The organism is Williamsia herbipolensis, from assembly GCF_036153515.1.
GTDB classification, from domain to species: domain Bacteria; phylum Actinomycetota; class Actinomycetes; order Mycobacteriales; family Mycobacteriaceae; genus Williamsia_A; species Williamsia_A herbipolensis.
In genome coordinates, this window is record NZ_CP108021.1 from 4,116,075 (window position 1) to 4,136,019 (window position 19,945).

At 69.1% G+C, this 19,945-nt stretch carries 23 protein-coding genes; 8 read left to right on the forward strand and 15 right to left on the reverse strand.

Annotated elements, in window-relative coordinates; all coding sequences use genetic code 11:
* Positions 1–154: 154 nt before the first annotated feature.
* The 3 genes from OG579_RS19160 to OG579_RS19170 are packed head-to-tail and all read right to left on the reverse strand — an operon-like array spanning position 155 to position 2,333.
* Positions 155–1,720, reverse strand: coding sequence for a WXG100-like domain-containing protein (locus OG579_RS19160; RefSeq protein ID WP_328857238.1), 1,566 nt, complete (start codon positions 1,718–1,720; stop codon positions 155–157).
* Entirely contained in the window at positions 1,720–2,010 is a 291-nt protein-coding gene (locus tag OG579_RS19165; protein WP_045820850.1) for a WXG100 family type VII secretion target, read from the reverse strand. The genes OG579_RS19160 and OG579_RS19165 overlap by 1 nt, the downstream gene beginning before the upstream one ends.
* Positions 2,010–2,333, reverse strand: a complete 324-nt coding sequence (locus OG579_RS19170; protein WP_328857239.1) for a WXG100 family type VII secretion target — start codon at positions 2,331–2,333, stop codon at positions 2,010–2,012. The genes OG579_RS19165 and OG579_RS19170 overlap by 1 nt, the downstream gene beginning before the upstream one ends.
* A 144-nt stretch (positions 2,334–2,477) precedes the next feature.
* Here OG579_RS19170 and OG579_RS19175 point away from each other — a divergent pair, with 144 nt between their 5' ends.
* Positions 2,478–2,819: a DUF1801 domain-containing protein gene (locus OG579_RS19175; RefSeq protein ID WP_328857240.1), complete on the forward strand. Its 342-nt coding sequence runs from the start codon at positions 2,478–2,480 to the stop codon at positions 2,817–2,819.
* Positions 2,820–2,827: 8 nt separating this feature from the next.
* Here OG579_RS19175 and OG579_RS19180 read toward each other — a convergent pair whose 3' ends face one another.
* Positions 2,828–3,004 carry a hypothetical protein gene (locus OG579_RS19180; protein WP_156377983.1) on the reverse strand — a complete coding sequence of 59 codons (177 nt, stop codon included), beginning with the start codon at positions 3,002–3,004 and terminating at the stop codon, positions 2,828–2,830.
* Between the two features lie 163 nt (positions 3,005–3,167).
* Positions 3,168–4,187: a hypothetical protein gene (locus tag OG579_RS19185; RefSeq protein ID WP_328857241.1), complete on the reverse strand. Its 1,020-nt coding sequence runs from the start codon at positions 4,185–4,187 to the stop codon at positions 3,168–3,170.
* Between the two features lie 78 nt (positions 4,188–4,265).
* On the opposite strand from OG579_RS19185, the gene OG579_RS19190 reads away from it, so the two are divergent.
* Positions 4,266–4,901, forward strand: a complete 636-nt coding sequence (locus OG579_RS19190; protein ID WP_328859299.1) for a GNAT family N-acetyltransferase — start codon at positions 4,266–4,268, stop codon at positions 4,899–4,901.
* Positions 4,902–4,906: 5 nt separating this feature from the next.
* On the opposite strand, the gene OG579_RS19195 is transcribed toward OG579_RS19190, so the two are convergent.
* Complete coding sequence (locus OG579_RS19195; RefSeq protein ID WP_328857242.1) at positions 4,907–5,698, reverse strand: hypothetical protein; 792 nt, start codon at positions 5,696–5,698, stop codon at positions 4,907–4,909.
* A gap of 107 nt (positions 5,699–5,805) precedes the next feature.
* Between OG579_RS19195 and OG579_RS19200 the strand changes: the two genes are divergently transcribed.
* Together OG579_RS19200 and OG579_RS19205 are read left to right on the forward strand one after the other, a co-directional pair.
* Positions 5,806–6,585: an acyl-CoA thioesterase domain-containing protein gene (locus tag OG579_RS19200; RefSeq protein WP_328857243.1), complete on the forward strand. Its 780-nt coding sequence runs from the start codon at positions 5,806–5,808 to the stop codon at positions 6,583–6,585.
* On the forward strand, positions 6,582–7,259 hold the full coding sequence (locus tag OG579_RS19205) for an HAD family hydrolase (RefSeq protein WP_328857244.1): 678 nt from the start codon (positions 6,582–6,584) through the stop codon (positions 7,257–7,259). Before OG579_RS19200 ends, OG579_RS19205 begins: the two co-directional genes overlap by 4 nt.
* Here the strand turns inward: OG579_RS19205 and OG579_RS19210 are convergent.
* On the reverse strand, positions 7,256–8,419 hold the full coding sequence (locus tag OG579_RS19210; protein ID WP_328857245.1) for a TY-Chap domain-containing protein: 1,164 nt from the start codon (positions 8,417–8,419) through the stop codon (positions 7,256–7,258). The two genes, OG579_RS19205 and OG579_RS19210, sit on opposite strands and share 4 nt — an antisense overlap.
* 76 nt (positions 8,420–8,495) lie before the next feature.
* Positions 8,496–9,692: an FAD-dependent monooxygenase gene (locus OG579_RS19215; RefSeq protein ID WP_328857246.1), complete on the reverse strand. Its 1,197-nt coding sequence runs from the start codon at positions 9,690–9,692 to the stop codon at positions 8,496–8,498.
* Between the two features lie 106 nt (positions 9,693–9,798).
* Here OG579_RS19215 and OG579_RS19220 point away from each other — a divergent pair, with 106 nt between their 5' ends.
* Positions 9,799–10,272, forward strand: coding sequence for a MarR family winged helix-turn-helix transcriptional regulator (locus tag OG579_RS19220; protein WP_328857247.1), 474 nt, complete (start codon positions 9,799–9,801; stop codon positions 10,270–10,272).
* 11 nt (positions 10,273–10,283) lie between these two features.
* On the opposite strand, the gene OG579_RS19225 is transcribed toward OG579_RS19220, so the two are convergent.
* Together OG579_RS19225 and OG579_RS19230 are read right to left on the reverse strand one after the other, a co-directional pair.
* On the reverse strand, positions 10,284–10,718 hold the full coding sequence (locus OG579_RS19225) for a universal stress protein (protein WP_328857248.1): 435 nt from the start codon (positions 10,716–10,718) through the stop codon (positions 10,284–10,286).
* Positions 10,719–10,734: 16 nt separating this feature from the next.
* On the reverse strand, positions 10,735–12,051 hold the full coding sequence (locus OG579_RS19230; protein ID WP_328857249.1) for an MFS transporter: 1,317 nt from the start codon (positions 12,049–12,051) through the stop codon (positions 10,735–10,737).
* 113 nt (positions 12,052–12,164) lie between these two features.
* Here OG579_RS19230 and OG579_RS19235 point away from each other — a divergent pair, with 113 nt between their 5' ends.
* The gene (locus tag OG579_RS19235; RefSeq protein WP_328857250.1) at positions 12,165–12,623 is read left to right on the forward strand and encodes a MarR family transcriptional regulator; all 459 of its coding nucleotides are present in this window, start codon (positions 12,165–12,167) and stop codon (positions 12,621–12,623) included.
* Between the two features lie 95 nt (positions 12,624–12,718).
* On the opposite strand, the gene OG579_RS19240 is transcribed toward OG579_RS19235, so the two are convergent.
* The 3 genes from OG579_RS19240 to OG579_RS19250 form a co-directional block, all read right to left on the reverse strand.
* The gene (locus OG579_RS19240) at positions 12,719–14,662 is read right to left on the reverse strand and encodes an ArnT family glycosyltransferase (RefSeq protein ID WP_328857251.1); all 1,944 of its coding nucleotides are present in this window, start codon (positions 14,660–14,662) and stop codon (positions 12,719–12,721) included.
* Entirely contained in the window at positions 14,659–15,912 is a 1,254-nt protein-coding gene (locus OG579_RS19245) for a glycosyltransferase (RefSeq protein WP_408068703.1), read from the reverse strand. The genes OG579_RS19240 and OG579_RS19245 overlap by 4 nt, the downstream gene beginning before the upstream one ends.
* A 309-nt stretch (positions 15,913–16,221) precedes the next feature.
* Positions 16,222–16,494: a GlsB/YeaQ/YmgE family stress response membrane protein gene (locus OG579_RS19250; protein WP_045820863.1), complete on the reverse strand. Its 273-nt coding sequence runs from the start codon at positions 16,492–16,494 to the stop codon at positions 16,222–16,224.
* A gap of 296 nt (positions 16,495–16,790) precedes the next feature.
* Between OG579_RS19250 and OG579_RS19255 the strand changes: the two genes are divergently transcribed.
* Positions 16,791–17,750, forward strand: a complete 960-nt coding sequence (locus tag OG579_RS19255) for a dienelactone hydrolase family protein (protein ID WP_328857252.1) — start codon at positions 16,791–16,793, stop codon at positions 17,748–17,750.
* On the opposite strand, the gene OG579_RS19260 is transcribed toward OG579_RS19255, so the two are convergent.
* A complete protein-coding gene (locus OG579_RS19260) occupies positions 17,738–18,178 on the reverse strand; it encodes a DoxX family protein (RefSeq protein WP_328857253.1) in 441 nt (146 codons plus the stop codon). The two genes, OG579_RS19255 and OG579_RS19260, sit on opposite strands and share 13 nt — an antisense overlap.
* A 95-nt stretch (positions 18,179–18,273) precedes the next feature.
* Here OG579_RS19260 and OG579_RS19265 point away from each other — a divergent pair, with 95 nt between their 5' ends.
* Entirely contained in the window at positions 18,274–19,590 is a 1,317-nt protein-coding gene (locus OG579_RS19265) for an esterase/lipase family protein (RefSeq protein ID WP_328857254.1), read from the forward strand.
* Positions 19,591–19,597: 7 nt separating this feature from the next.
* Here the strand turns inward: OG579_RS19265 and OG579_RS19270 are convergent, their stop codons facing one another.
* Positions 19,598–19,807 carry a DUF2510 domain-containing protein gene (locus OG579_RS19270; RefSeq protein WP_045820866.1) on the reverse strand — a complete coding sequence of 70 codons (210 nt, stop codon included), beginning with the start codon at positions 19,805–19,807 and terminating at the stop codon, positions 19,598–19,600.
* Positions 19,808–19,945 lie beyond the last annotated feature (138 nt).

Consider the following 19,945-nt stretch of genomic DNA (forward strand, 5'->3'; position numbering starts at 1 on the left):
TCCGGTTGCGTCCGCACCTCGTGCGGCTAGTCGAAAGTGAGCCTTTTCGGGGCGAACCACCCGCAGGTGCGGTGGCCGCTCCGTGTTCTTCAGTAGGGATGAACCACGTTCTCGCTTGACCGGTTCAGAGCGTCCTGATGCCTGCACGGTCAAGTCATTGCCCCAACTTCTGCCGTGCGGCGTCGACGGCATCGTCCAACTTCTCGCGGCCCTGGTCGATTGCTGCTGGGGCGTTGTCCCATGCCTCGGGGAGGTCCCGTGCAGTCTGCACCAATGACGTTCCCCCTACCACGTCCGCCGTGTCCGGGCTGATCGTGGCATGCAGTTCCTGCTGAGTCGCGTTGAGCGATGCCGACGTTGCAGTTGTCACGACTTGCCGAGCGCCTTTGGTGACCACCGACTCCTTTGCCTCCTCGCCGAGCTGAGTGACCGCCTTGGGAATGGTGCGTTCACCGACCGCCTTGCCAACCGGTCCGGTGAGCATGCTGAATGCGCTTTGAGATGCGATTTTGGTGGGATCCAGTTTGTTCTCACCGGTCGCAATCGACTCGACACCTTCCTTCGCGAACTCCATCCCCGCCCCGGCGGAAGCGTTCTTGAGTGCACCCTCGGCAACAGCGTTCGCCGCAGTCTTCGCGCCATTACTGATCGCCGACGGAGCGGCACGAGCAGCGCTGCTTGCGGCGGAAGCTCCCGTCCGGCCTGCGTCGGCGACCGCGGAGGCTCCCGCGCGCCCGGCTTTCGCGGCCGCTGTCGCCGCGGTCTTGACCGCGCCCGTGGCCAGTGGTTCGAGCTTCGAGAGGACTTCTGCTGCGCGCCCGGCGAAGCCCTTCACCGCGGCGGCGACGGCTCGTGCCGCGTCGATGAGCGCCTCGATGACCCGGCGGATCTTCGCGGCAGCGGTGGCGATGCGGGCCGCGACAAGGGCCTGGGCGGCGATCTCGTCGAGGCCTGCGGTGAAGAACGCCAACACCGCTCCGCCGGCCTCGATGGCGGCGGTCTCGATGATGAGTTCCTTGAGCGTGGAGATGATCTCGTGATGGGCCTGGTCGAGGTGTGCCGCGTACTCGGAGCAGGAACTCCCCAGTTCGGTGCACACCGACGCGAGATCGCTCAGGTGCGCGCCGGTCTCGGTGCATGCTGTGGCCGCGGCACCGCACTCGGGGCTCTGCTGCGCCGACACCGCAGAGGCGGCACCGGCGACCGGGCTCGCTGCGGCCTGCAGTTGGGCAGCGGTGGCCTGCCACGCAGCGTCTGCGGCGTGCAGGCGGTCCTGGTGGCCGTTGGGCCACACGTACCCGACCAGTCCCTCGACCAACGACCACCCGGGCGGCCCACCGCCGCTGCCGCCAGCGGCTGACGGGGGCGAGGGCGCTGCCATGGTCGGGGGAGTGGGCGCTGCCGGGAGCGCGGCGTCCCCGCTGCCGCCAATGGTGGCTGCGGCATCGGCGTGGGCGTGGTTGACGCCGGTGGCGTGTAGCCGGGTCGCGACGTTGCCTGCCGCGCCGACAGCGGACGCGACCGCGCTCATTGCTGCCCGAGCGCCTTCGTCGTAGCTGTTCGACCACTCGACGCCGGCATGGTCAGAACCGCCCATCCCACCGGATCCGCTCAGCGCGGCGGCCAGGCTGCTCGCGGCCGATTGTGTCGACCGCGCAACCTCGGTCATGCCGGTCGCGGCGCGGGCGAACTGGACGGGATCGACGACGAGGGTCGGCATCAGCCCCACATCTCCGTGTTCGCGGTGACCGCCGCGGTGTAGTTCGTGTGCGCGGTGTCGCCGGCCTTGCGCAGATCGGCCACGGCCGAACGCATCTCGGCCGCTCCCTTGGTCCAGCGATCGTGGGCTGCGCGCTGCGCGTCGGCCGCCTCACCGGTCCATGTGGTGTGCAGCGAGGCGACGGTCTTGTCGACGTCGGAACAGACCGACTCGGCGTCGGAATCGAAACGGGCCATGGCTGAGACGATGTCGGCGAGTTCCTCGGTGTTGATCGTGAATTGCCGTGCCATCAGAGGTCCATGTTCAACAGGCCGGAACCGCTGCTGCCGACCGAGGAGGCGTTCGACGACTCCCGGTCGGAGTACGTGCTCGCGTTCGAGGCCAGCAAAGACGACGTCGAGTCGAGGCCACCGACCACCTCTTTCGCGCCGTGCAGCCACTGTTCCCAGTCTTTGCGGAATGCGTCGGCGGCCTGGCCTTTCCATCCGCCGTTCAGCAGTCCGTCGACGCGTTCGGTCAGCGAGCGCACGCGATCATCGAGGCTGTCCGCCGCGGCGCGAACGCTCTGCGATGCGCGACTGACCTCGTCGGTCGACACCTTGAGTTCGGACATCGGGCCTCTTCTCGCGTCTGCTGGGCATACGTGCGAATCGAGTCGCCAGAATACGTTATGCAAAGCGAAGTAGCGCCACTGACCTGCTGAGATTCGGACAAAAGGGTCACAGGGCGAGCTCCGCGGCGGGTAACCTCCTACCCCGTGACGACAGACTGGCGAGCGGACACCGTGGCGACCATCCGCGACCTCATCCTCGGGGCCGAGGACGGGATCACCGAAGAGGTCAAATGGCGCAAACCCTCGAATCCCGATGGCGTGCCCACGTTCTCGCGCGACGGACTCATCTGCACCTTGGAGACCTACAAGGACAAGGTGAAGGTCACGTTCGCCAAGGGCGCGTCACTTCCCGATCCGCAGTCGGTGTTCAACGCCAGCCTCGACGCAGGCACGCGGCGTGCCGTCGACATCAAGGCCGCTGATGAGCTCGATCGCGCGGCGTTCACGGCGCTCATCCAGGCGGCGGTCGCGCTCAACCAGAGCTGACGAAAGGCCTAGAGGAGCTTCGAGACGATGCGCCCCGCCTCGAGCGACAGCGGGTCGTCGTAGAGCGCGGCCAGGGCGTCACGCAGACGGACGACATACTCGGTGGTCGCCTCGTCGGAGCCGTCGTAGGGCGCGTCGACGGCCGAACGGTCAGGACCACCGGTCTCGGTGCTCGTCACAGTCATGGTCGGACCTCGAATCGCGCGTCGAACGTCACCGGCGAGAAGGAACCGGCGACGCGAGTGGGCAGATCGTTTCCGTCCGACGCCGTCGAGGACTGGCATCGGGAATGTTGATGACGGTAACGAAGTCCAGGTCAGGCCGCAAAGCAGAATTCCACAGGGCCTCTCACAGGCCCGGGTGACCGGTGTCGTCGGGCGGCACCGGGTCGGGCTCGTCGGACACCCCGCGCGCCACCATCTGGATGATCACCAGCGGTGGATCGGACCCGTCGACGATCTCGCCGGCGGCGTCGACCACCAGCCATCCGCCCTCGAGGCGTCGCAAACGGATCCCGTCGAGCGCGGCCCGGCGTTCCTCCCCGGTGAACACATCGCTCGCAACCCGGAAGATCCGGCGGACGTCGTCGGGGTGCGGGGTGTCGCGGTTGTCGCGGCGCCCCTTCCATGCGATCCCGCTCGGGGGATCGGTGAGCCACCGCAGCACCCGCATCTTCGCCACGTCCACCACGACGACATGGATGTTCGACACCTGTGCCATCGAGCTCATCGCCAGCGATTCGACCCGCCGGGTGACCGGGAGCGTCGGTGCCTCGAACACCACCCCCGACAACGCCGACGGTCCCGTCGGCAACAGACTCACCGACACCCGCATCGATGCACTCGACCCCGGGCGCAGGGTGGCGGTGCCCGTCCACGGCCCGCGATCGGGGACCAGCATCGCCTGCACGAGTCCGATGGTGTCGTCGACCTCGACGAACCGCAGCGCATCGGCGCTGAGCACCGACGCCGGGTTCTCGCCGACGGCGCGACGACCGACCAGTGCTGCCGATTCCGGCGGCACACAGAACCTGCGCTCGGTGGAATCCCAGGTGAACGCGGCGGCCGCGGGCGGATCGGTGGTGTCGACGGATTCCGCTGCGATCCATGCCGCCGCGACGTCGGCCGTCGTACCGGGGACCGGAACACAGCGGATGCCCTCGATGGCGAACGCCGAAGGCTTCTCGGTCCGCGGCGCGCGGGCCCATCGGTCGAGCTCGGCGGCGACCGACCGGGCGCGGCGGGCACCGAACGGATCGGTGAGTGCGCGACTGAGTGACGTCCGTGCCCGCGGCACGCCTTCGCGGCTCAGGACAGTCGGCCGTCCGGGTTCGCGGAGATCCGCGAGCACCCACTCGACACGCGCCATGAGTAGAAGTTACGTGAGTCTCGGCAACGAGTTGGCCGTGAGCGGCGGATCGGTGGGTACGGCACAATCCGACCCGTGATGTCGGATGCGCCACCCGAGGTGCGGACCGCGGCGGTGCGACAGGAATTCGACGCCTGCGCCACCACGCTGGCAGCGGCCTTCGCCGACGACCCGCTCATGTCGTTCCTCTGGCCCGACGCCCACCGCAGGCACGCTGCGCTGCCGCGCTACTTCACCGCGAGTCTGCGATTCGAACACGGTCGGATCGGTGTCGTCGATTACCTCGCCGACCACATCGGTCGCCCGCTCGCCGTCGCGGCGTGGGACGGCCCCGACCGCGGAGGCCCGATCTCCGGCCTGGGTCGCACCCTGCGCGCGGCACCGCGAACGCTGACCGCGCTCGGTGGTCGGGTGGGTGCGGGCCTCGACGTTCGGCGTCGCCTCGACGCCCACGAATCGTCGGATCGGCACTGGACGCTGGTGAACCTCGGCGTCACGCCGACGGCCCAGAAACGCGGGCTCGCCCGCATCCTGATCGATCACCGCCTCGCCACGGTGGACGCGCGTGGGTACCCGGCCCACCTGGTGTGCACCCGCGCCGAGAACGTCGCCCTGTACCGACGCTTCGGGTTCGCTCTCAGCGACGAGTTCACGCTCGCCGACGGGACACCGCTGTGGTCGATGGATCGTCCACCCGCGCGAACCGATCGGTGACGCCGTCACCACTCGTGCCCGCAGGCCCCGCAACGACGGGTCGGGTTGTCGCCCATGACGACACATCCCGCGCCCACGGTGCCGTACGGCGGCGGCGACGCCGGCATACCCCACAGCACCCGGAACGTGCGGTGCTCGTTGCACGCCGGGCAGGCGGGCCGGTTGCCGAACATCAGCTCGTCGACGCTCGGCCCGAGTGGCTGGTGCACGATGTCGTGGCAGCTGGGGCACAGCGCGACCCAGCCGATGTCGTCGTAGGGAACCTCGACCGTCGTATGTCGTTGCAGACGCGGGCTGGTCTTGCCCGCCCAGCGTCGGCCGCAGCCGGTGCATCCCCAAGAACTCTCGACCGCGCTCACGCCCATCGTGTCGACGTCGGCGCAGGGGGAGGGGAGCGCGAACCAGGGGGTGGGGGCGTCGCACTCGCCCTCGATCGCAGCGATGACGGCGGCGCCCTCGGTGTGATGCAGCGACCGGGGGTCGACGGTGACCGCGGTACCGGCGCGTCGCGAGATCGCGGCTGCGGAGAGTGGTTCGGACGCGATGGGATCGGCGGGCTCGAGATCCCAGTCGTCGGGATCGGTCCCCATGCGCAGCACCGACACCCCCAGGACCGCGGCCTCGCGTCCCTGCACGACCGTCACGACGGTGTCGCCGTCGGCGACGTCGTCGGGGAACGTCCACCAGGTCTCGTCGGTCGTGCGGCCGGGCCCGTGACGGTCGATCGACTGCCACGGCGCGGCGAACACGACATGCACCGGGCGGTGCGGGTCGACGGTGGGACGATCGATGATCACGAGCTCCTCGGATGGTCGGTGGGTCTGGGAGTCTGGGGTCGTCGACGATACGGCCGGGGTCCGACAGTGGGCGCGGTTCGGCAGCGGTGCTGTGAGAGTGTGAATCGATGAAGCCGTTCTTCGAGGTCGTCTCCCACGATGGTGAGGTCGCCTACCGCGCCAACGAGCACGCACAGAGCGCCTGGGGCGACGACCACGTCGCCGGGCCCGCGGTGGTCGGTCTCCTCGCCCAGGTCCTCGAGGACGAACAGCACGTCGAGGGGTTCATGCCGGCGCGCACCACCTTCGAACTGCTGCGTGCGTTCAAGACCGTGCCCACCATCGTGCGCACCGAGACGATCCGCACCGGTTCGCGTATCAAGGTCGCCCGTGCCGACGCGTTCCAGAACGACACCCTCGTCGCCACGGCGATGCACGTGCAGTACCGGATGTCGGAGAACGCACCCGGCGACCGCTGGCGTCCCGACGCCACCGTTCCCGCGCCGCCCGTCGACACCGATCCGAGCGCGGTCACCTGGTACCACTCCGACCGCGTCGGGTGGACCAGCGAACTCGAGAAGCACCTCAACGCCGACCGCAGCACCGCGTGGTGGAACGTGCTCCCGATGACCGCCGACCGGCCGCCGAGCCCCTACGTGCGGGCCGTCACCACCGCCGAGTGGACCAGCCTCGTCACCAACCTCGGCACCGAGTGGGTCGGGTACATCAACGGCGATCTCACCGTCGCGCTGTCGCGTCTGCCCGAGGGTGACTGGGTGGGCGTGCGGGAGGACTCCCACATCGACACCGAGGGAATCGCCGTCGGCACCACCACTCTGTACGACGTGCACGGGCCCATCGGTTCGGGAATGGTGACCGCTCTCAACAACACGCGGGCGTTCTCGTGACCGGGCGACCCGTCGCGGCGTTCCTCGATGTGAACGACACCCTCTCCGATCTAGGGTCGGTGGGCGGCGCGTTCGTCGATGCGGGCCTGCGCGCGGAGGACGTTCGCGCCTGGTATCTCTCGGTGCTCCGTGACGGTTTCGCGGCGACGGTGTTGGGCGACAATGCCTCCTACGCCGCCATCGGCACCGATGTCGCGCGGTCGATGGTCCGTGCAGCCCATCCCGACCGGTCCGACGCTGATCTCGACGCGGCGGCACAGTCGATCATGACGGCGATGGTTGCCGCGCAACCGCATCCCGATGTCGTGCCCGGGATCGTTGCGCTGAACGAGGTCGGCGTGCGCGTCATCACGCTGAGCAACGGGTCGACCGACGTTGCACGAAGACTGCTGGGCGACACTCCGGCCGCCGCGGCGATGGATTCGTATCTGTCGGCCAACGACGCCGGCGGCTGGAAGCCGTCACCGGCCGCCTACCGACACGGACTGCGCTTGGCCGGCGTCGCCGGTGTCGAGGCGCTGATGGTCGCGGTGCACCCCTGGGATCTCGAGGGTGCCCGCCGCGTCGGTATGCGCACGGCGTGGATCAACCGCACCGGCGCAACGTATCCCGCGCATTTCGGCGCACCCGACATCGAGGTCACATCGCTGGTGGATCTCGCCGATCGCCTCTAGTCCGGGGTGTCGCGGCGCGACCTCTCACGGCGCAGGGCCACCCGCAGCGACTGGGTGATCAGCTTCATGGTCGCGCGCCACTGCCTCGCCTCGTCACGACAGGCTCTCGCCTCATCGATGTCGCCCTCGGCGGTGGCCCGCTCCGCCGAAGCGTTCAGGGACTTCACCTGCTCCAACGAGGCCCTGATGTAGTTCATGGCCGTCCGCCGGTTGTCTCCACACAGCCCCATCACGGTCAGCGGACCCGGCGGCGGGCCGTACCGCGACAGGTGATGCACCCGCTCCAGGGCGGCCGGGATCGACCCGTCGCGAACGACGGGCGGTGTCGCTGAGAGCGCGGCCTCGATCGCCGGCACGTCGTTGATGAGGAACTCGGTCCAGGTACGCAGCGCGGCAACGAGATTCGCGCTGTGAAAGGTCGTGCACCCCAGTCGCAGGGTCGCGTACAAGTGGGTGTCGATGAGGCGGAGACCCACACTCGGCCAGCGGGCAGCATGGGTGGCGAGGTAGACCGCCGCGCCCGCGACGTCGGGCACCTCGTCGACGATGCACGCGAAGAACTCGAGGTGCGGTTCGTCGTCGCACACCCGCAGCCACGATCCGATGCTTCCCGCGGGGACCTGGATGTCGCCGTCGGAATCGACCACCACCTCGAACTCGGCCGCCTCGGTGAGTGCCTCGACGGCCAGGGCGCGCAGCTGGTCCACGGTGCGGACCACCACGCCGATCGCGACCTCAAATTCCCTGGGTGTCGGGGTGCGGTCGCCCTCGAGGAAGTCGGGGTGCAGCACCTCCCAGATCTCCCGCAACGCCGTCTGTGCCTGCAGGGCAAGGGCATCGACCCCGCGGCGACCGCATTCGACGACATGTCGACCGTGGGAACCACGCAGCCACTGCCACCCGGCCGCCTCGAGTCGGTGCACCTGGTCGAGGTGGCATTCGGGAGTGGTGTGCAGATCGGCGGCATCGATGGTGCACCGAATGCGACGCCGGGTGGCCGTGAACGTGAGGCGACCGTGGGGTCCGTCGGGCAGCTCGCGCGTCGACTGCGCGATCTGCAGTTCGTCGCCCGACTCCAGCCGGGCCAGCCGATCGGCGAGGTCGATGCGGAACGCGCGCCACGCGGACTCGACGGCGGAGTCGAAGTCGATGTCGTCCACGCCTGCCTCCTCCCGTCGCGCCCGCCGCCGCATGGCGGCCGCTCGTCGGAGAAGGGTACGACCGACGTCCGACAGGTCAGCCGGGACGCACCGGTGACGGGTAGTCGGGCAGATCGATCGCGTCGGCGGGCGGTGAGGAGAACCTCGAGGCGATCGACTGGACCGGTCGCGAGGCGGCGACCCCGGCGGCGGCGTTGAGGACACGCACACCGAGGCGTGTCTTCGGGTTCGCGATGCGCGGCGTGCCGGGCGGTAGCTTCTGTGCCTGCGCGACGTACGGCCGCAGGATCGATTCGTAGCGGCGCAGCGCGTCGCCGCCGGCGATCATCTCGCTGGCCAGGACGTAGGCGCCGACCAACGACAGGCTCGTCCCCATACCGCTGACCGGTGACGCGCAGTAGGCCGCATCGCCCAGCAGGACGACGCGTCCGTACCCCCAGGTGGGCAGCGTCACCTGACCGATGCCCTCTAAGTAGAAGTCGGTCGAGGCGTCCATGCCGTCGAGAACCCGTGGGATCTCCCACCCGGCGTCGCCGTAGCGGGCGCGCAGCTGCGCCTTCTGCCCGGCGGTGTCGAGCGCGTCGAGACCCTTCTCGCGACTGATGAACGACAGTGCTGCGCGGGTGGTCCCGTGGGTGTCGGGGCGGATCAGCGCCGAGCGGCTGCCCGGGAACGAACACCAGGAGGCCCATTGCGTGTCGGATGCGGCGCGCGGGATCGTGAAGTACGAGGTGTACATGCCCAGCGACCGGATGGCGTCGGTGTCGTCGACCACGAGTCGCCGTGTCCGCGAACGCATCCCCTCGGCGATGATGACCTGGTCGAAACTGCGGGTCGCGCCGCTCGCGAACGTGACGTGCACGGCGGTGCCGTCGTCGTCGAGGTCGGTGATGGTGTCGCCGAAGACGGTCTCGGCGCCGGCGTCGGTGGCCGCGTCGAACACGATGCGCGCGAGGTCGCCGCGCAGGATCTCCAGTTCGGCGGTCGGTCCGTTGCCGTCGGCGAAATCCGATGCCTCGAACGCGGCCTTGACCTTTCCGTGGGTGTCGACGAACTGCAGGCCCTTCTCGCCGGTCCCGGCCGCGCGGATGGCGTCCTCGACGCCCATGCGACGCGCCACCTCCCGACCGGCGCCGCGCACGTCGACCGACTGCCCACCGGGCCGCAGCTCGGAGAAGCGCTCGACCATCGTCACCTCGACGCCGGCGCGCGCCAGCCAGTAGGCCGCGGTGGGTCCGGCGATGCTGGCGCCGGAGATCAATACAGTGGTCATCGCCATCGTCCTGTCATCGCGTAGTAGGCTTGCCTGTGAAGTAACTTGATGATCAAGGTATTGACGGATGGCGCGGTTGTCAACGCCGGTGGACGAAAGGTGCGCTGTGACGAACGATGCGAGCGGTCACCGCGAGCGCCTGCTCGACGGATTACAGAGGTACGGAGCCGATTTCAACCAGTTCGGTCGCCGCTTCGCCGATTCGCTGGGTCTGCACACCACCGACGCCGAGGCGCTCATCGACATCGTGTACTTCGAAGACCAGGGCACTCCGCTGTCACCGGCGCGTCTCGCCGAGCGCATCCATCTGACCTCGGGGGCGACGACGTCGCTGCTGAACCGCCTGGAGGCGGCGGGCCAAATCGTCCGCACGCGGGAGCATTCCGACCGCCGGGTGGTCACCCTTCGTAGCGGCCGGTCGGTGCACGACCACGCCGACGCGTTCTTCGGTCCCCTCGGCGAGAGCATCGACGCGATGATGGCGGACTATCCGCCCGAGATCCTCGCGCAGTTCGAGGAGTTCCTCGCCGACCTGCACCGCACGATGGTCGAGCACATCGAACGCCCTGATCCCGCCTGAAGTAACGGTTCTCAGGGGACGACGGTCACCGGGCAGGGACTGTTGCGGACCGCGCGCCCGGCGATCGATCCGAAGATGCGGTGTGCGAGCGTGGTGCTCGCACCGATCACGATGCCGTCGGCGTGGTGCTCACCGGCCAGGCGCACCAACGACCCCGCCGGATCGCCGACGGTGGTCTCGAAGCGGATGTCCACGTCGGATTGTGCTCGCAGTTCGGCGATCTCGGACTCGATACCCTGCGCCGCGTCGACCAGGGCCGCGCAGCCCGCGACGGTGGCGCTGGTGGTGGCCACCGTGATCGCCACGACGTTCACGGCGATGACCGCCGAGGAATCGCGCCGAGCCTGGCCGAGCGCGTAGAACAGTGCACGCCAGGAGGTGTCGGATCCGTCGACCCCGACGAGCAGGGTTCGGCGATCGATCGGGACGGGGTTCGATGCGGCCATCGCGGGGTCTGCCCGTTCAGCGGCGCTGGGCGACGGCGCGGTCCTCGCGCAGGGCGGTCTCGGCCATCACGGCCTCGCCCTCGACTGCGGGGATCTCGGTGACCGCGCTCTCGGCGTCGGCGCGTTCGTGCGACTCGGTCTGCTGCTCCTCGGTGTCGGCGTCGGTGAGCGCACCGTGCACGGTCGAGAGGACCACCGCGGCGATCACGACGGCCACCGCACCGAGCACGAACGGCACGTGATCGTTGTAGTGCTCGACGAGCTTGCCCGCCGCGAACGGCGCCAGGCCGCCGCCGATGAACCGCACGAACCCGTAGGTGGCCGAGGCGACCGACCGCTGCACCGGTGCGATGCTCATGACCGCGGTGGTGACGAGGGTGTTGTTGAGGCCCACGAAGATGCCCGACGCGATGGTCGCGCCGATGACCACCGACTGGCTGCCGGAGAAGATCCCGATGACGAGGCACGCCAGGGCCATGCCGATGAGCGCGCCGTAGAGCGTCTTCGGGGTCCCGAACCGGGACTTGAGCATCGGGGCGCCGAAGACCGCGAAGATCGCGACGAGGATGCCCCAGCAGAAGAACACCGCGCCGAGCTTGAGCGCCGAGAGGTTCATGAGGAACGGTGCGTACCCGAGGATGGTGAAGAAGCCCCAGTTGTACAGCAGGCCGGTCACACTCGTGGTCGCGAGGCTGCGATGCCGCAGAGCCATGATGGGTTCGAGGATCGACGACTTCTCGGCGGGTTTCGGTGTCGAGGGGACGAAGACGATCGTGGCGACCAGTGCGATGAGCATGAGCACGGCGACGCCGAAGAAGGGTCCGCGCCAGCTGATGTTGCCGAGCACGCCGCCGAGCAGCGGACCCGAGGCGATACCCACGCCGAGCGCGGCCTCGTACAGGATGATCGCGCCGCCGAAACCGCCTGTTGCCGAACCGACGATGACCGCGAGCGATGTCGCGATGAACAGCGCGTTGCCCAGACCCCAGCCGGCGCGAAAGCCGACGATCTCGGCGATGCTGCCGCTGGCACCGGCCAGGGCCGCGAACACCACGATGATGACGAGGCCGACGACCAGCGTCTGCTTGGCGCCGAAGCGGCTCGAGAACCAGCCGGTGATGAGCATGGCGACCGCGGTGACCACGAGGTAGCTGGTGAACAGCAGTGTCACCTGCGACGGCGTCGCGTCGAGCTGCGACGACAGCGAGGGGAGGATCGGGTCGACCAGGCCGATGCCCATGAACGAGATGACACAGGCGAAGGCAACCGCCCACACCGCCTTCGGCTGACGGAACGAGTCGAGAAACGACCCGGAGCTGTGCGTGTGTGCCACGGTTCCTCCTGGTGGAGCGTCGATCGGTCTGGCGCGTTCCGGCGCCTACCTATCCATAGGTACTCTATATAAATCCTCTATGCAATCCCTCGGATCGTTCTATGCTGGGCGACATGACCACGTCACCGAGCACCGTCGACGCTCCGGCGATCACTCGCGAGATCGGCGAGACCGTGTACGCCCTGATGACCGAACTCGTCCGGGGGATGCCTCGCGACATGAGCCTGACCTCGGTCGCGACGCTCTCGACGTTGAACCGACTCGGCCCGCGGAGGGTGACCGACCTCGCGGCGTCCGAAGGCGTGACGCAGCCGTCGATGACGGCGCTGGTAACAGCGCTCGAACGGTCGGGCCACGTGACACGGCGTAGCGATCCGAGCGACAAGAGGGCGTCGCTGGTGAGCATCACCGACCTCGGCCGCGATTACGTGGAGCACCGCCGACGTGCCGGTGCCGACACGGTGGTGTCGGTGCTGGACGAGCTCACCGACGACGAACGCGCCGCCCTCGCCGCCGCGGTCCCGGCGATGTCGCGTCTGCGCGACCTCAAGTCGGATCAGCGTCTGGGCTGACCGCCGCTACCTGCCCAACTGCGGTCGTTACGTGCCCAACTGCGGGCCTTACGTGCCCAACTGCGGTCGTTATGTGCCCAACTGGCGGTTGGGGGTCAGGGGTTGAGGTCGTAGAGGGTGACGCCGTCGACGATCTGCGGGCGGTGATGCGCCATCACCCAGCTGGTGATCTGTGCCGAGGCAGAGGTGTTCTCGCGCATCGGGATCGGACTCGCGAACGCGATGAACCAGTGGATCTGGTGCCCGGCGACGAGGCGCTGGAACTGCGCGAGCGTGGGTGACGGGTCACCGCCGGAGAAGCCACCGACCGGCATGACCGGCTTCTCGATCGCGAGCTGATATCCCGACGCCGACAACGCACTCACCGTCGCCGCCGCCCACCGGTAGTTCCCGGCGTCGCGGGCGAGCAGATCGGTGACCGCACGCGGGGGTGCCTCACCGGTGAACATGCGCTTCGCGGCCTGCAGCGCGCCCGGCGACATCTCTCTCGGGAGGCCGCCGAACCCGCGCACCGCGGCGGATTTCGGGCCCGCCGTGGCGAGTCCCCCGACGCGGGATGTCGCGACGGTGTCGATGCTGTACGCCAGCGGGCCGGCGAGTCCCACCACGACGGCGGTGGCGACGACCGCACGAGCGGTCCACCGCCGGGGGCGGAACCGTTCGACGACGAGCCCGGCGACCGCGAGCACCGCGACGACGATCACCAACGGTCGCAACCACGACTGGAAGTCGGGGGTGCGACCGAGAACGATGACTGCGAGCACGGCGGTCACGACCACCGCGACGACGAGAACCGCACGCACCCAGAGTGTCTCGCGATGCTGCCATCCGCGCACCGACCCGATCCCGACGAGCAGTGCGATCGGCGGCACCAGGGCGAGGGTGTAGTAAGGGTGGAAGATGCCGGCCATGTAGCTCATCAACACCGCGTTGGAGAACAGCCACAGCCACGCGAACACCGCAACGGCGCGTTCGAGATCGGTGCGCGTCGCGCGCCCGCGCAGCGCGATCGCCGCCGCGCCGAGGATGAGCGCAGCGGGGATGAGCCACCCGACCTGTCCGCCGACCGCGGGGGAGAACATCCGCAGGATCCCGGTCTGGCCACCGAACGCCGCGAGCATCCGGTTCATGCCCTCACCCGAGCCGCCCGCGCCGCGCGGACCACCGGCACCGCCCAGTCCCGAGCCCTCGTCGCCGGTGAGGCGGCCGAGTCCGTTGTAGCCCAGGGTGAGTTCGATGATCGAATTGTGTTCGGTGCCGCCGATGTACGGCCGCGAACCGGCCGGCCACAGTTCCACCGTCAGCACCCACCACCCCGCGCCCACGATGGCCGCGCCCAGCGCGGCGAGCAGGTGGACGATGCGGGTGCGCACCGCCGGTGGCCCGAAGGCGAGGTACGCGACCGCGATCGGCGGGACGATGAGCAACGCCTGCAGCTGCTTGGTGAGGAACGCCAGGCCGATGAGTCCGCCGGCGAGAACGGCCCACCGCAGCCGGCCGTCGTCGAGGATGCGCAGTGTCGCCCATGCGGCGGCGATGAGCAGCAGCACCAGCAGGGTGTCGGGGTTGTTGAACCGGAACATCACCGCGGCGACGGGCTGCAGGGCCAGCACGACACCCGCGACGAGACCGGCCCGGGGACCGGCGATGCGTCGGCCGATGAGGTAGATCAGCGCCACCGCCGCGACACCCATCAGGGCCTGGGGCACCAGGATCGACCACGAGTTCAGGCCGAACACCCGCACCGCGATACCGGAGATCCACAGCGACACCGGCGGTTTGTCGACGGTGATCGAGTTCGCGGCGTCGGACGAGCCGAAGAACCACGCCTTCCACGACTGCGACCCGGCCTGTTCGGCCGCGGCGTAGAAGTCGTTGGCGTAGCGGTTGATCGAGAGGTCCCACAGGTAGAGCACCGCGGTGCCGATCAGCAGCGCGGCGAACGCGAGTCCGTGCCCACGGCCCGATGCGGCCGCGGTGTCGGTGTCGCGTCCGACGGTCGGCGCGGTGTCCTCGGGTATCCCGACGGTGGCGGTCATGCGGTGGACTCCTTCTGCTGATGGCGGCCGAACACCCAGCGCAGCGAGACGAACCGGACGACGGTCGCGAGCAGGTTGGCGCCGATGAGCACGGCGAGATCGACGTGCTTGTCGGCGTGCGGGAAATCGGCGTGCAGCACGTACAGCGCCAGCGCCGAGATCGCCCAGCCCACCAGGAAGATCGCGATGCCCTGGATCTGGTGGCCGACGGCGCCCTCGCGACCCCGCACCCCGAAGGTGAAGGCACGGTTGGCCCACGTGTTGAGCACCGCCGTGATGAGCAGGGCGAGGAAGTTGGCGGGCTGCGCGCCGACGAGGGGGTGCAGCGCGAGGTAGAGCAGTGCGAACGCGATGGTCGAGGCGACGCCGATGATCCCGAACCGCACGAGATGGCCGATCATGCCGCGCGGCACACCCGACACCTCGGGCTCGTCGAGTCGGTTGCGTCCCATGGTGGCTCGCAGTTCCGCGATGGGCAGGTCGCCGTTGCCCAGGGCCCGGGCGACCCGCCAGCACCCCTTGAGGTCCTCGGTCGCGGTCTTGACGATGTCGACCTTCGAGTCGGGGTCGTCGATCCAGTCGACGGGCACCTCGGCGATCCGCAGCCCCACCCGTTCGGCGAGGACGAGCATCTCGGTGTCGAAGAACCAGCCGGTGTCCTCCACATGCGGCAGCAGACGCCGCGCGACGTCGGTCCGGATGGCCTTGAAGCCGCACTGCGCGTCGGTGAAACGCGCGTGCATCGCGGTGCGCAACAGGAGGTTGTACCCGCGGGAGATGAACTCGCGCTTGGTTCCCCGGATGACCCGGGCCGACCGCGACAGTCGCGAGCCGATGGCGATGTCGGAGTGACCCGACAGCAGCGGCGCCACCAGCGGCATCAGCGCGTTGAGGTCGGTGGACAGGTCGACGTCCATGTAGCAGACCACCTCGGCGTCGCTCTCGCGCCAGACGGCGTTGAGCGCGCGCCCGCGACCCTTCTGCTCGAGGTGCACCACCCGCACCCGCGGGAGCGTCTCGGCGAGACCGCGCGCCACGGCGAGGGTGCGGTCGGTGCTGGCGTTGTCGGCGACGGTGATCCGCGCCGAGAACGGTGTCGTGGCGAGGTGTGCATGGAGTCGACGCACGCACCCCTCGAGGTCGGATTCCTCGTTGTAGACGGGGATCACCACGTCGAGGGTGGGATGCGGCGGCGTGCGGTCGAGCGTCACCTCCATCTCGGGGGAGGCGATCGGGTGCCTGGTGGTCATCGTGTGCGGCCTCGCGGTTGCGGTGATCGGGTGTCGGATACGCCCGATGTTGAGCAGTGCTAAAGACCGAGGGTACGACCGGTTCGCGGGTCGGGCCAGGGGTGAGGGTGCGGATGTGCCGAAGGTGACCAACGTCATCGGCGAGATGTGCGAGATGCCCGAATCGACAGGGGTTTTCGCGTGTCGACGCACAGCGAACTGTCAGGAAGTCGGTGCGCGGGAAACACCACGGGCCGGCGTCTCCGCGATGTGCAGAAGCCGCCGGCCCCTCGGTGGACGGCGACAGGCGCCGTCTGGTTTCGGGTCAGATCAGCGCGCGACCTTGCGACGTCCGGTGATCGAGACGTAGGCGAAGATCAGCACCGCGGCGACGATGATGCCGACGATGAACGGCACGACCTTCCAGCCGCCGTTGTCGTTGCTGTAGCCGAACTGGTAGGTGAGCCACGATCCGATGAGGGCTCCGAGGATGCCGAGAACGATCGTCATGATGACGCCGATGTTCTGCTTACCGGGCAACACGAGACGGGCGAGGGCGCCGATGATGAGACCGCCGATGACGGCGGAGATGACAGTCCACATGGTGAGCTCCTTCGAGATTCGCGACGGTCGGACGTGCCGACCGCGGCGAGGAAGGGGATCTCACTGTTGAACGCCCCGAGAGACTTCGTATTTCGTGTGCACCTCGGTGTAGCACCGCGCGACGGTCGGCGGCGCGTCATCCGCGCGGGTGACGCACAACCGTGTCGATACCTCGAAGTAGGTCACGAACGTATATCGACCTATGGTCGGCGGTCCCCGCGGTGAATTCGGACATCGTTCATCGACCGCAGGCATAGTGGAGGAGCCCCCATCACGCCACCGTCGCGAGGACCGAGATGACCGAGTTCAAGCAGTACATCGCCGAAGAGATCGCCATCGACCACGCCGACGGCATGTTCGGGCGTCGGGAGGCGATGCGACGCCTCGGGCTGCTGGGGCTCTCGGCCACCGCCGCGACCGCGGTGCTCGCCGCCTGCAGCACCGACGGCAGCGACTCGCCCACCGCCTCGGCGACCTCCTCGGACACCGCATCGGGCAACGCCTCGGCAGCGACACCCAACGCCGCGGGCACGTCGTCCTCACTCACCGCCGGTGCGCCCGGGATGTCGACCGCCGTCGCGACCGCACCGATCACCTTCGCCGGGCCCAGCGGCACCCTGCAGGGCGCATTCGCCGCGGCCGCCGATCCCCGAGGCGCCGTGCTCGTCATCCACGAGAACAAGGGCCTCACCGACCACATCCGCACGATCGCCGGCCGCCTCGCCGGCGCCGGGTACTCGTCGCTGGCCATCGACCTGCTCTCCGAGGAGGGCGGCACCGGCACCTTCGCCGACCCCGCGCGGGCGACCGCGGCGCTCGGCAACGTGCCGCAGGCCCGATTCGTGGCCGACATGAAGGCCGGCATCGCCGAACTCGCCCAGCGGGTCCCGGGGAAGAAGATCGGCGTCATCGGGTTCTGCTTCGGCGGGGGACAGGTGTGGTCGCTGCTGGCCTCGGGCGACACCGACATCGCCGCGGCCGTGCCGTTCTACGGTCCGCTGCCCGAGGGTGCGGACTTCGCCGGGTCGAAGCAGGCCGCGGTTCTGGCTATCTACGCCGGTCTCGACCAGCGCGTCAACGCATCCCGACCGCAGGCCGAGGCGGCCCTGAAGGTTGCCGGACTCGTCAACCAGATCGAGACCGTTCCCGACGTCGACCACGCCTTCTTCAACGACACCGGCACGCGCTACAAGCCCGAGGCCGCGGCGAAGGTCTACGGCCAGGTGCTCGACTGGTTCGGCCGCTACCTCGGCTGAGGAGACCGCGCCCGCAGGGCCGCGAACGCGCCGGTGCACCACAACGCCCACGCGATGAGCAGGGGTTGGAAGAACAGTCGGATGAGTCGCGCGGAGTCGGTGTCGAGGCCGAACGCGTCGGTCCCGGTCACGTACTGCGAGATGTTGCCGGGGAACACGGCCAGGAAGAACGCGGCGACGATCCACCCGATGATCGCCTTGTGGCGGTACAGAGCGACCAGGGCCACGCCCAGCACGATCTCGACGACACCCGAGGCGAGCACCACGAGATCCTTGTCGAGTGGCACCCAGTCGGGGACCTGCGCCTGGAAGGTGTCGCGGGCGAAGAACAGGTGCGCGGTGCCGGCGAAGACGAGGAATCCGCCGAGCAGTCCGCGCGCGGCGTTGCGCGGCCACGAGCGGGTCGGGGCCTCTCGGGTGGTGGTCACCTTCACGATCGTGCCCGAACCCGGCCACGATCGGTGGGCGACGACCACGTCACATGTCTCGGACAACTTCAGTGCACAGTCGTACACTGAGCCCCATGGACGATCTGGCTCAGCAGCGGCGCACCGAGGTCCGTGAGCTCTCCCGACTCGCGTTGGCCGAACTCGGCGACGCCACCGCCGGCATCGCGAAGGTCCACTCGGCCTTCTCCGAACACATCTTCGCCGGGCTGCGCCTGGGCCTGGGCGACTTCGTCACGCCATCGAAGATCCTCCACGACTCGATCGCGGCCGGTACGTACTCGGTGATCACCGCGGTGTGCGACACCGCGTCGGAGATCGCGGGGCAGACCGCCGACGGGTGGGGACGCCCGCCGTCGCAGACCTCGAAGGGTGCGTTCGCGATCGCCGCGGTCAACGGCCTCATCGGCGACCACCTCGACGCGCAGGGCAGCCCGCTCGCCGAGGGCATGACGATCCGTGTCGACGGCGTCCCGATCGCCCCGACCCCCGCGGACCTGGCCGAGGCGTTCCCGCGGGCCACCGGCCGCATCGTCGTGTTCCTCCACGGACTGATGGAGACCGAACTCGCCTGGCGGATCGGCGGTCGGCCCACCTACGGGCAGCGCCTCGGCGACGATCTCGCCGCCACCGAGGTCCAGGTCCGGTTCAACACGGGTCGCCACATCTCCGAGAACGGTCGCGAACTCGACGACCTGCTGTCGGAGGTGGTGGCGAATTGGCCGGTGCCCGTCGACGAGATCGCGCTCGTCGGCCACTCCATGGGCGGACTCGTGGTGCGCAGCGGTTGCTTCCGCGCCGCGACCGACGGTCACGAGTGGGTGACGCGGGTCCGTCACGTCGTGTCGCTGGGGACCCCGCACCTCGGTGCCCCGATGGCGCGGTCGGTGCACTACCTCTCTGCGGCGCTGGACAAGCTGCCCGAGTCGCGGCCGTTCGCGCGGTTGCTGCGCCGCCGCAGCGCCGGCGTGCGCGACCTCTTCCACGGATCGCTGGTCGACGAGGACTGGTCGGGACGCGACCTCGACGCGCTGCGCGTCGCGGCCGTGCAGGAGGTCCCGCTGCTCGAGGGCGCCACCCACTGCTTCGTCTCGGCGTCGGTGACCCGCAACCCACGCCACCCGCTCGGTCGCATCATCGGTGACGGCCTGGTGCTGGTGCCCAGCGCCAACGGTCGCGACAAGAAGCGCCACATCGGTTTCCGTGACGACGACGGCTTCGCGATCACCGCGGCCAACCACTTCACCCTGCTCAACCACGACGAGGTCTACGACTGGCTGCTCGCCCGCCTCGACACCTCGCCGGGCACGCCGATGCCCAGGCAGCTCACCGCGGGAGCCTCCGCGGGTCCCGGCGCGGTCCGTCCGCCGTCGTCGGATCTGGGCCGCTGCTAGATCTCTGCTAGCGGTCGAGTTCCTCGGGATTGGGCCGCGTCTGATCGGTCCACGCCGCGCCGTCGTGGAAGCGCTCGATCGACGGGTCGTGCAGATCCGGATACCACCCCTCGGGGATGGGCGGCGGCTTCTCCCGCGATGCCCGCACCAGGGCGATCACCACCCCGACGGCGACCACCACGACCACGACGACGATCACCGTCACCAGCACACCCATGGCTGTGAGTATGTCCGCTCCGCGGTCCCGCGCGGGGTCGCACCGCCGAACTCGCAGGTGAACGGGGGAGTCGCGCCGGGCGTCACCGGGTGGTCTCGAACGTGCGTCGACCTCACAGCGACCGCGATGCATCCGTGA

Bases quoted from the DNA above. Each gene is read 5' to 3' on its own strand.
- OG579_RS19160 (WP_328857238.1), bottom strand. From the start codon at position 1,720: ATGCCGACCCTCGTCGTCGATCCCGTCCAGTTCGCCCGCGCCGCGACC.
- OG579_RS19165 (WP_045820850.1), bottom strand. From the start codon at position 2,010: ATGGCACGGCAATTCACGATCAACACCGAGGAACTCGCCGACATCGTC.
- OG579_RS19170 (WP_328857239.1), bottom strand. From the start codon at position 2,333: ATGTCCGAACTCAAGGTGTCGACCGACGAGGTCAGTCGCGCATCGCAG.
- OG579_RS19180 (WP_156377983.1), bottom strand. From the start codon at position 3,004: ATGACTGTGACGAGCACCGAGACCGGTGGTCCTGACCGTTCGGCCGTC.
- OG579_RS19185 (WP_328857241.1), bottom strand. From the start codon at position 4,187: ATGGCGCGTGTCGAGTGGGTGCTCGCGGATCTCCGCGAACCCGGACGG.
- OG579_RS19190 (WP_328859299.1), top strand. From the start codon at position 4,266: ATGTCGGATGCGCCACCCGAGGTGCGGACCGCGGCGGTGCGACAGGAA.
- OG579_RS19200 (WP_328857243.1), top strand. From the start codon at position 5,806: ATGAAGCCGTTCTTCGAGGTCGTCTCCCACGATGGTGAGGTCGCCTAC.
- OG579_RS19215 (WP_328857246.1), bottom strand. From the start codon at position 9,692: ATGACCACTGTATTGATCTCCGGCGCCAGCATCGCCGGACCCACCGCG.
- OG579_RS19225 (WP_328857248.1), bottom strand. From the start codon at position 10,718: ATGGCCGCATCGAACCCCGTCCCGATCGATCGCCGAACCCTGCTCGTC.
- OG579_RS19235 (WP_328857250.1), top strand. From the start codon at position 12,165: ATGACCACGTCACCGAGCACCGTCGACGCTCCGGCGATCACTCGCGAG.
- OG579_RS19240 (WP_328857251.1), bottom strand. From the start codon at position 14,662: ATGACCGCCACCGTCGGGATACCCGAGGACACCGCGCCGACCGTCGGA.
- OG579_RS19245 (WP_408068703.1), bottom strand. From the start codon at position 15,912: ATGACCACCAGGCACCCGATCGCCTCCCCCGAGATGGAGGTGACGCTC.
- OG579_RS19250 (WP_045820863.1), bottom strand. From the start codon at position 16,494: ATGTGGACTGTCATCTCCGCCGTCATCGGCGGTCTCATCATCGGCGCC.
- OG579_RS19255 (WP_328857252.1), top strand. From the start codon at position 16,791: ATGACCGAGTTCAAGCAGTACATCGCCGAAGAGATCGCCATCGACCAC.
- OG579_RS19265 (WP_328857254.1), top strand. From the start codon at position 18,274: ATGGACGATCTGGCTCAGCAGCGGCGCACCGAGGTCCGTGAGCTCTCC.
- OG579_RS19270 (WP_045820866.1), bottom strand. From the start codon at position 19,807: ATGGGTGTGCTGGTGACGGTGATCGTCGTCGTGGTCGTGGTGGTCGCC.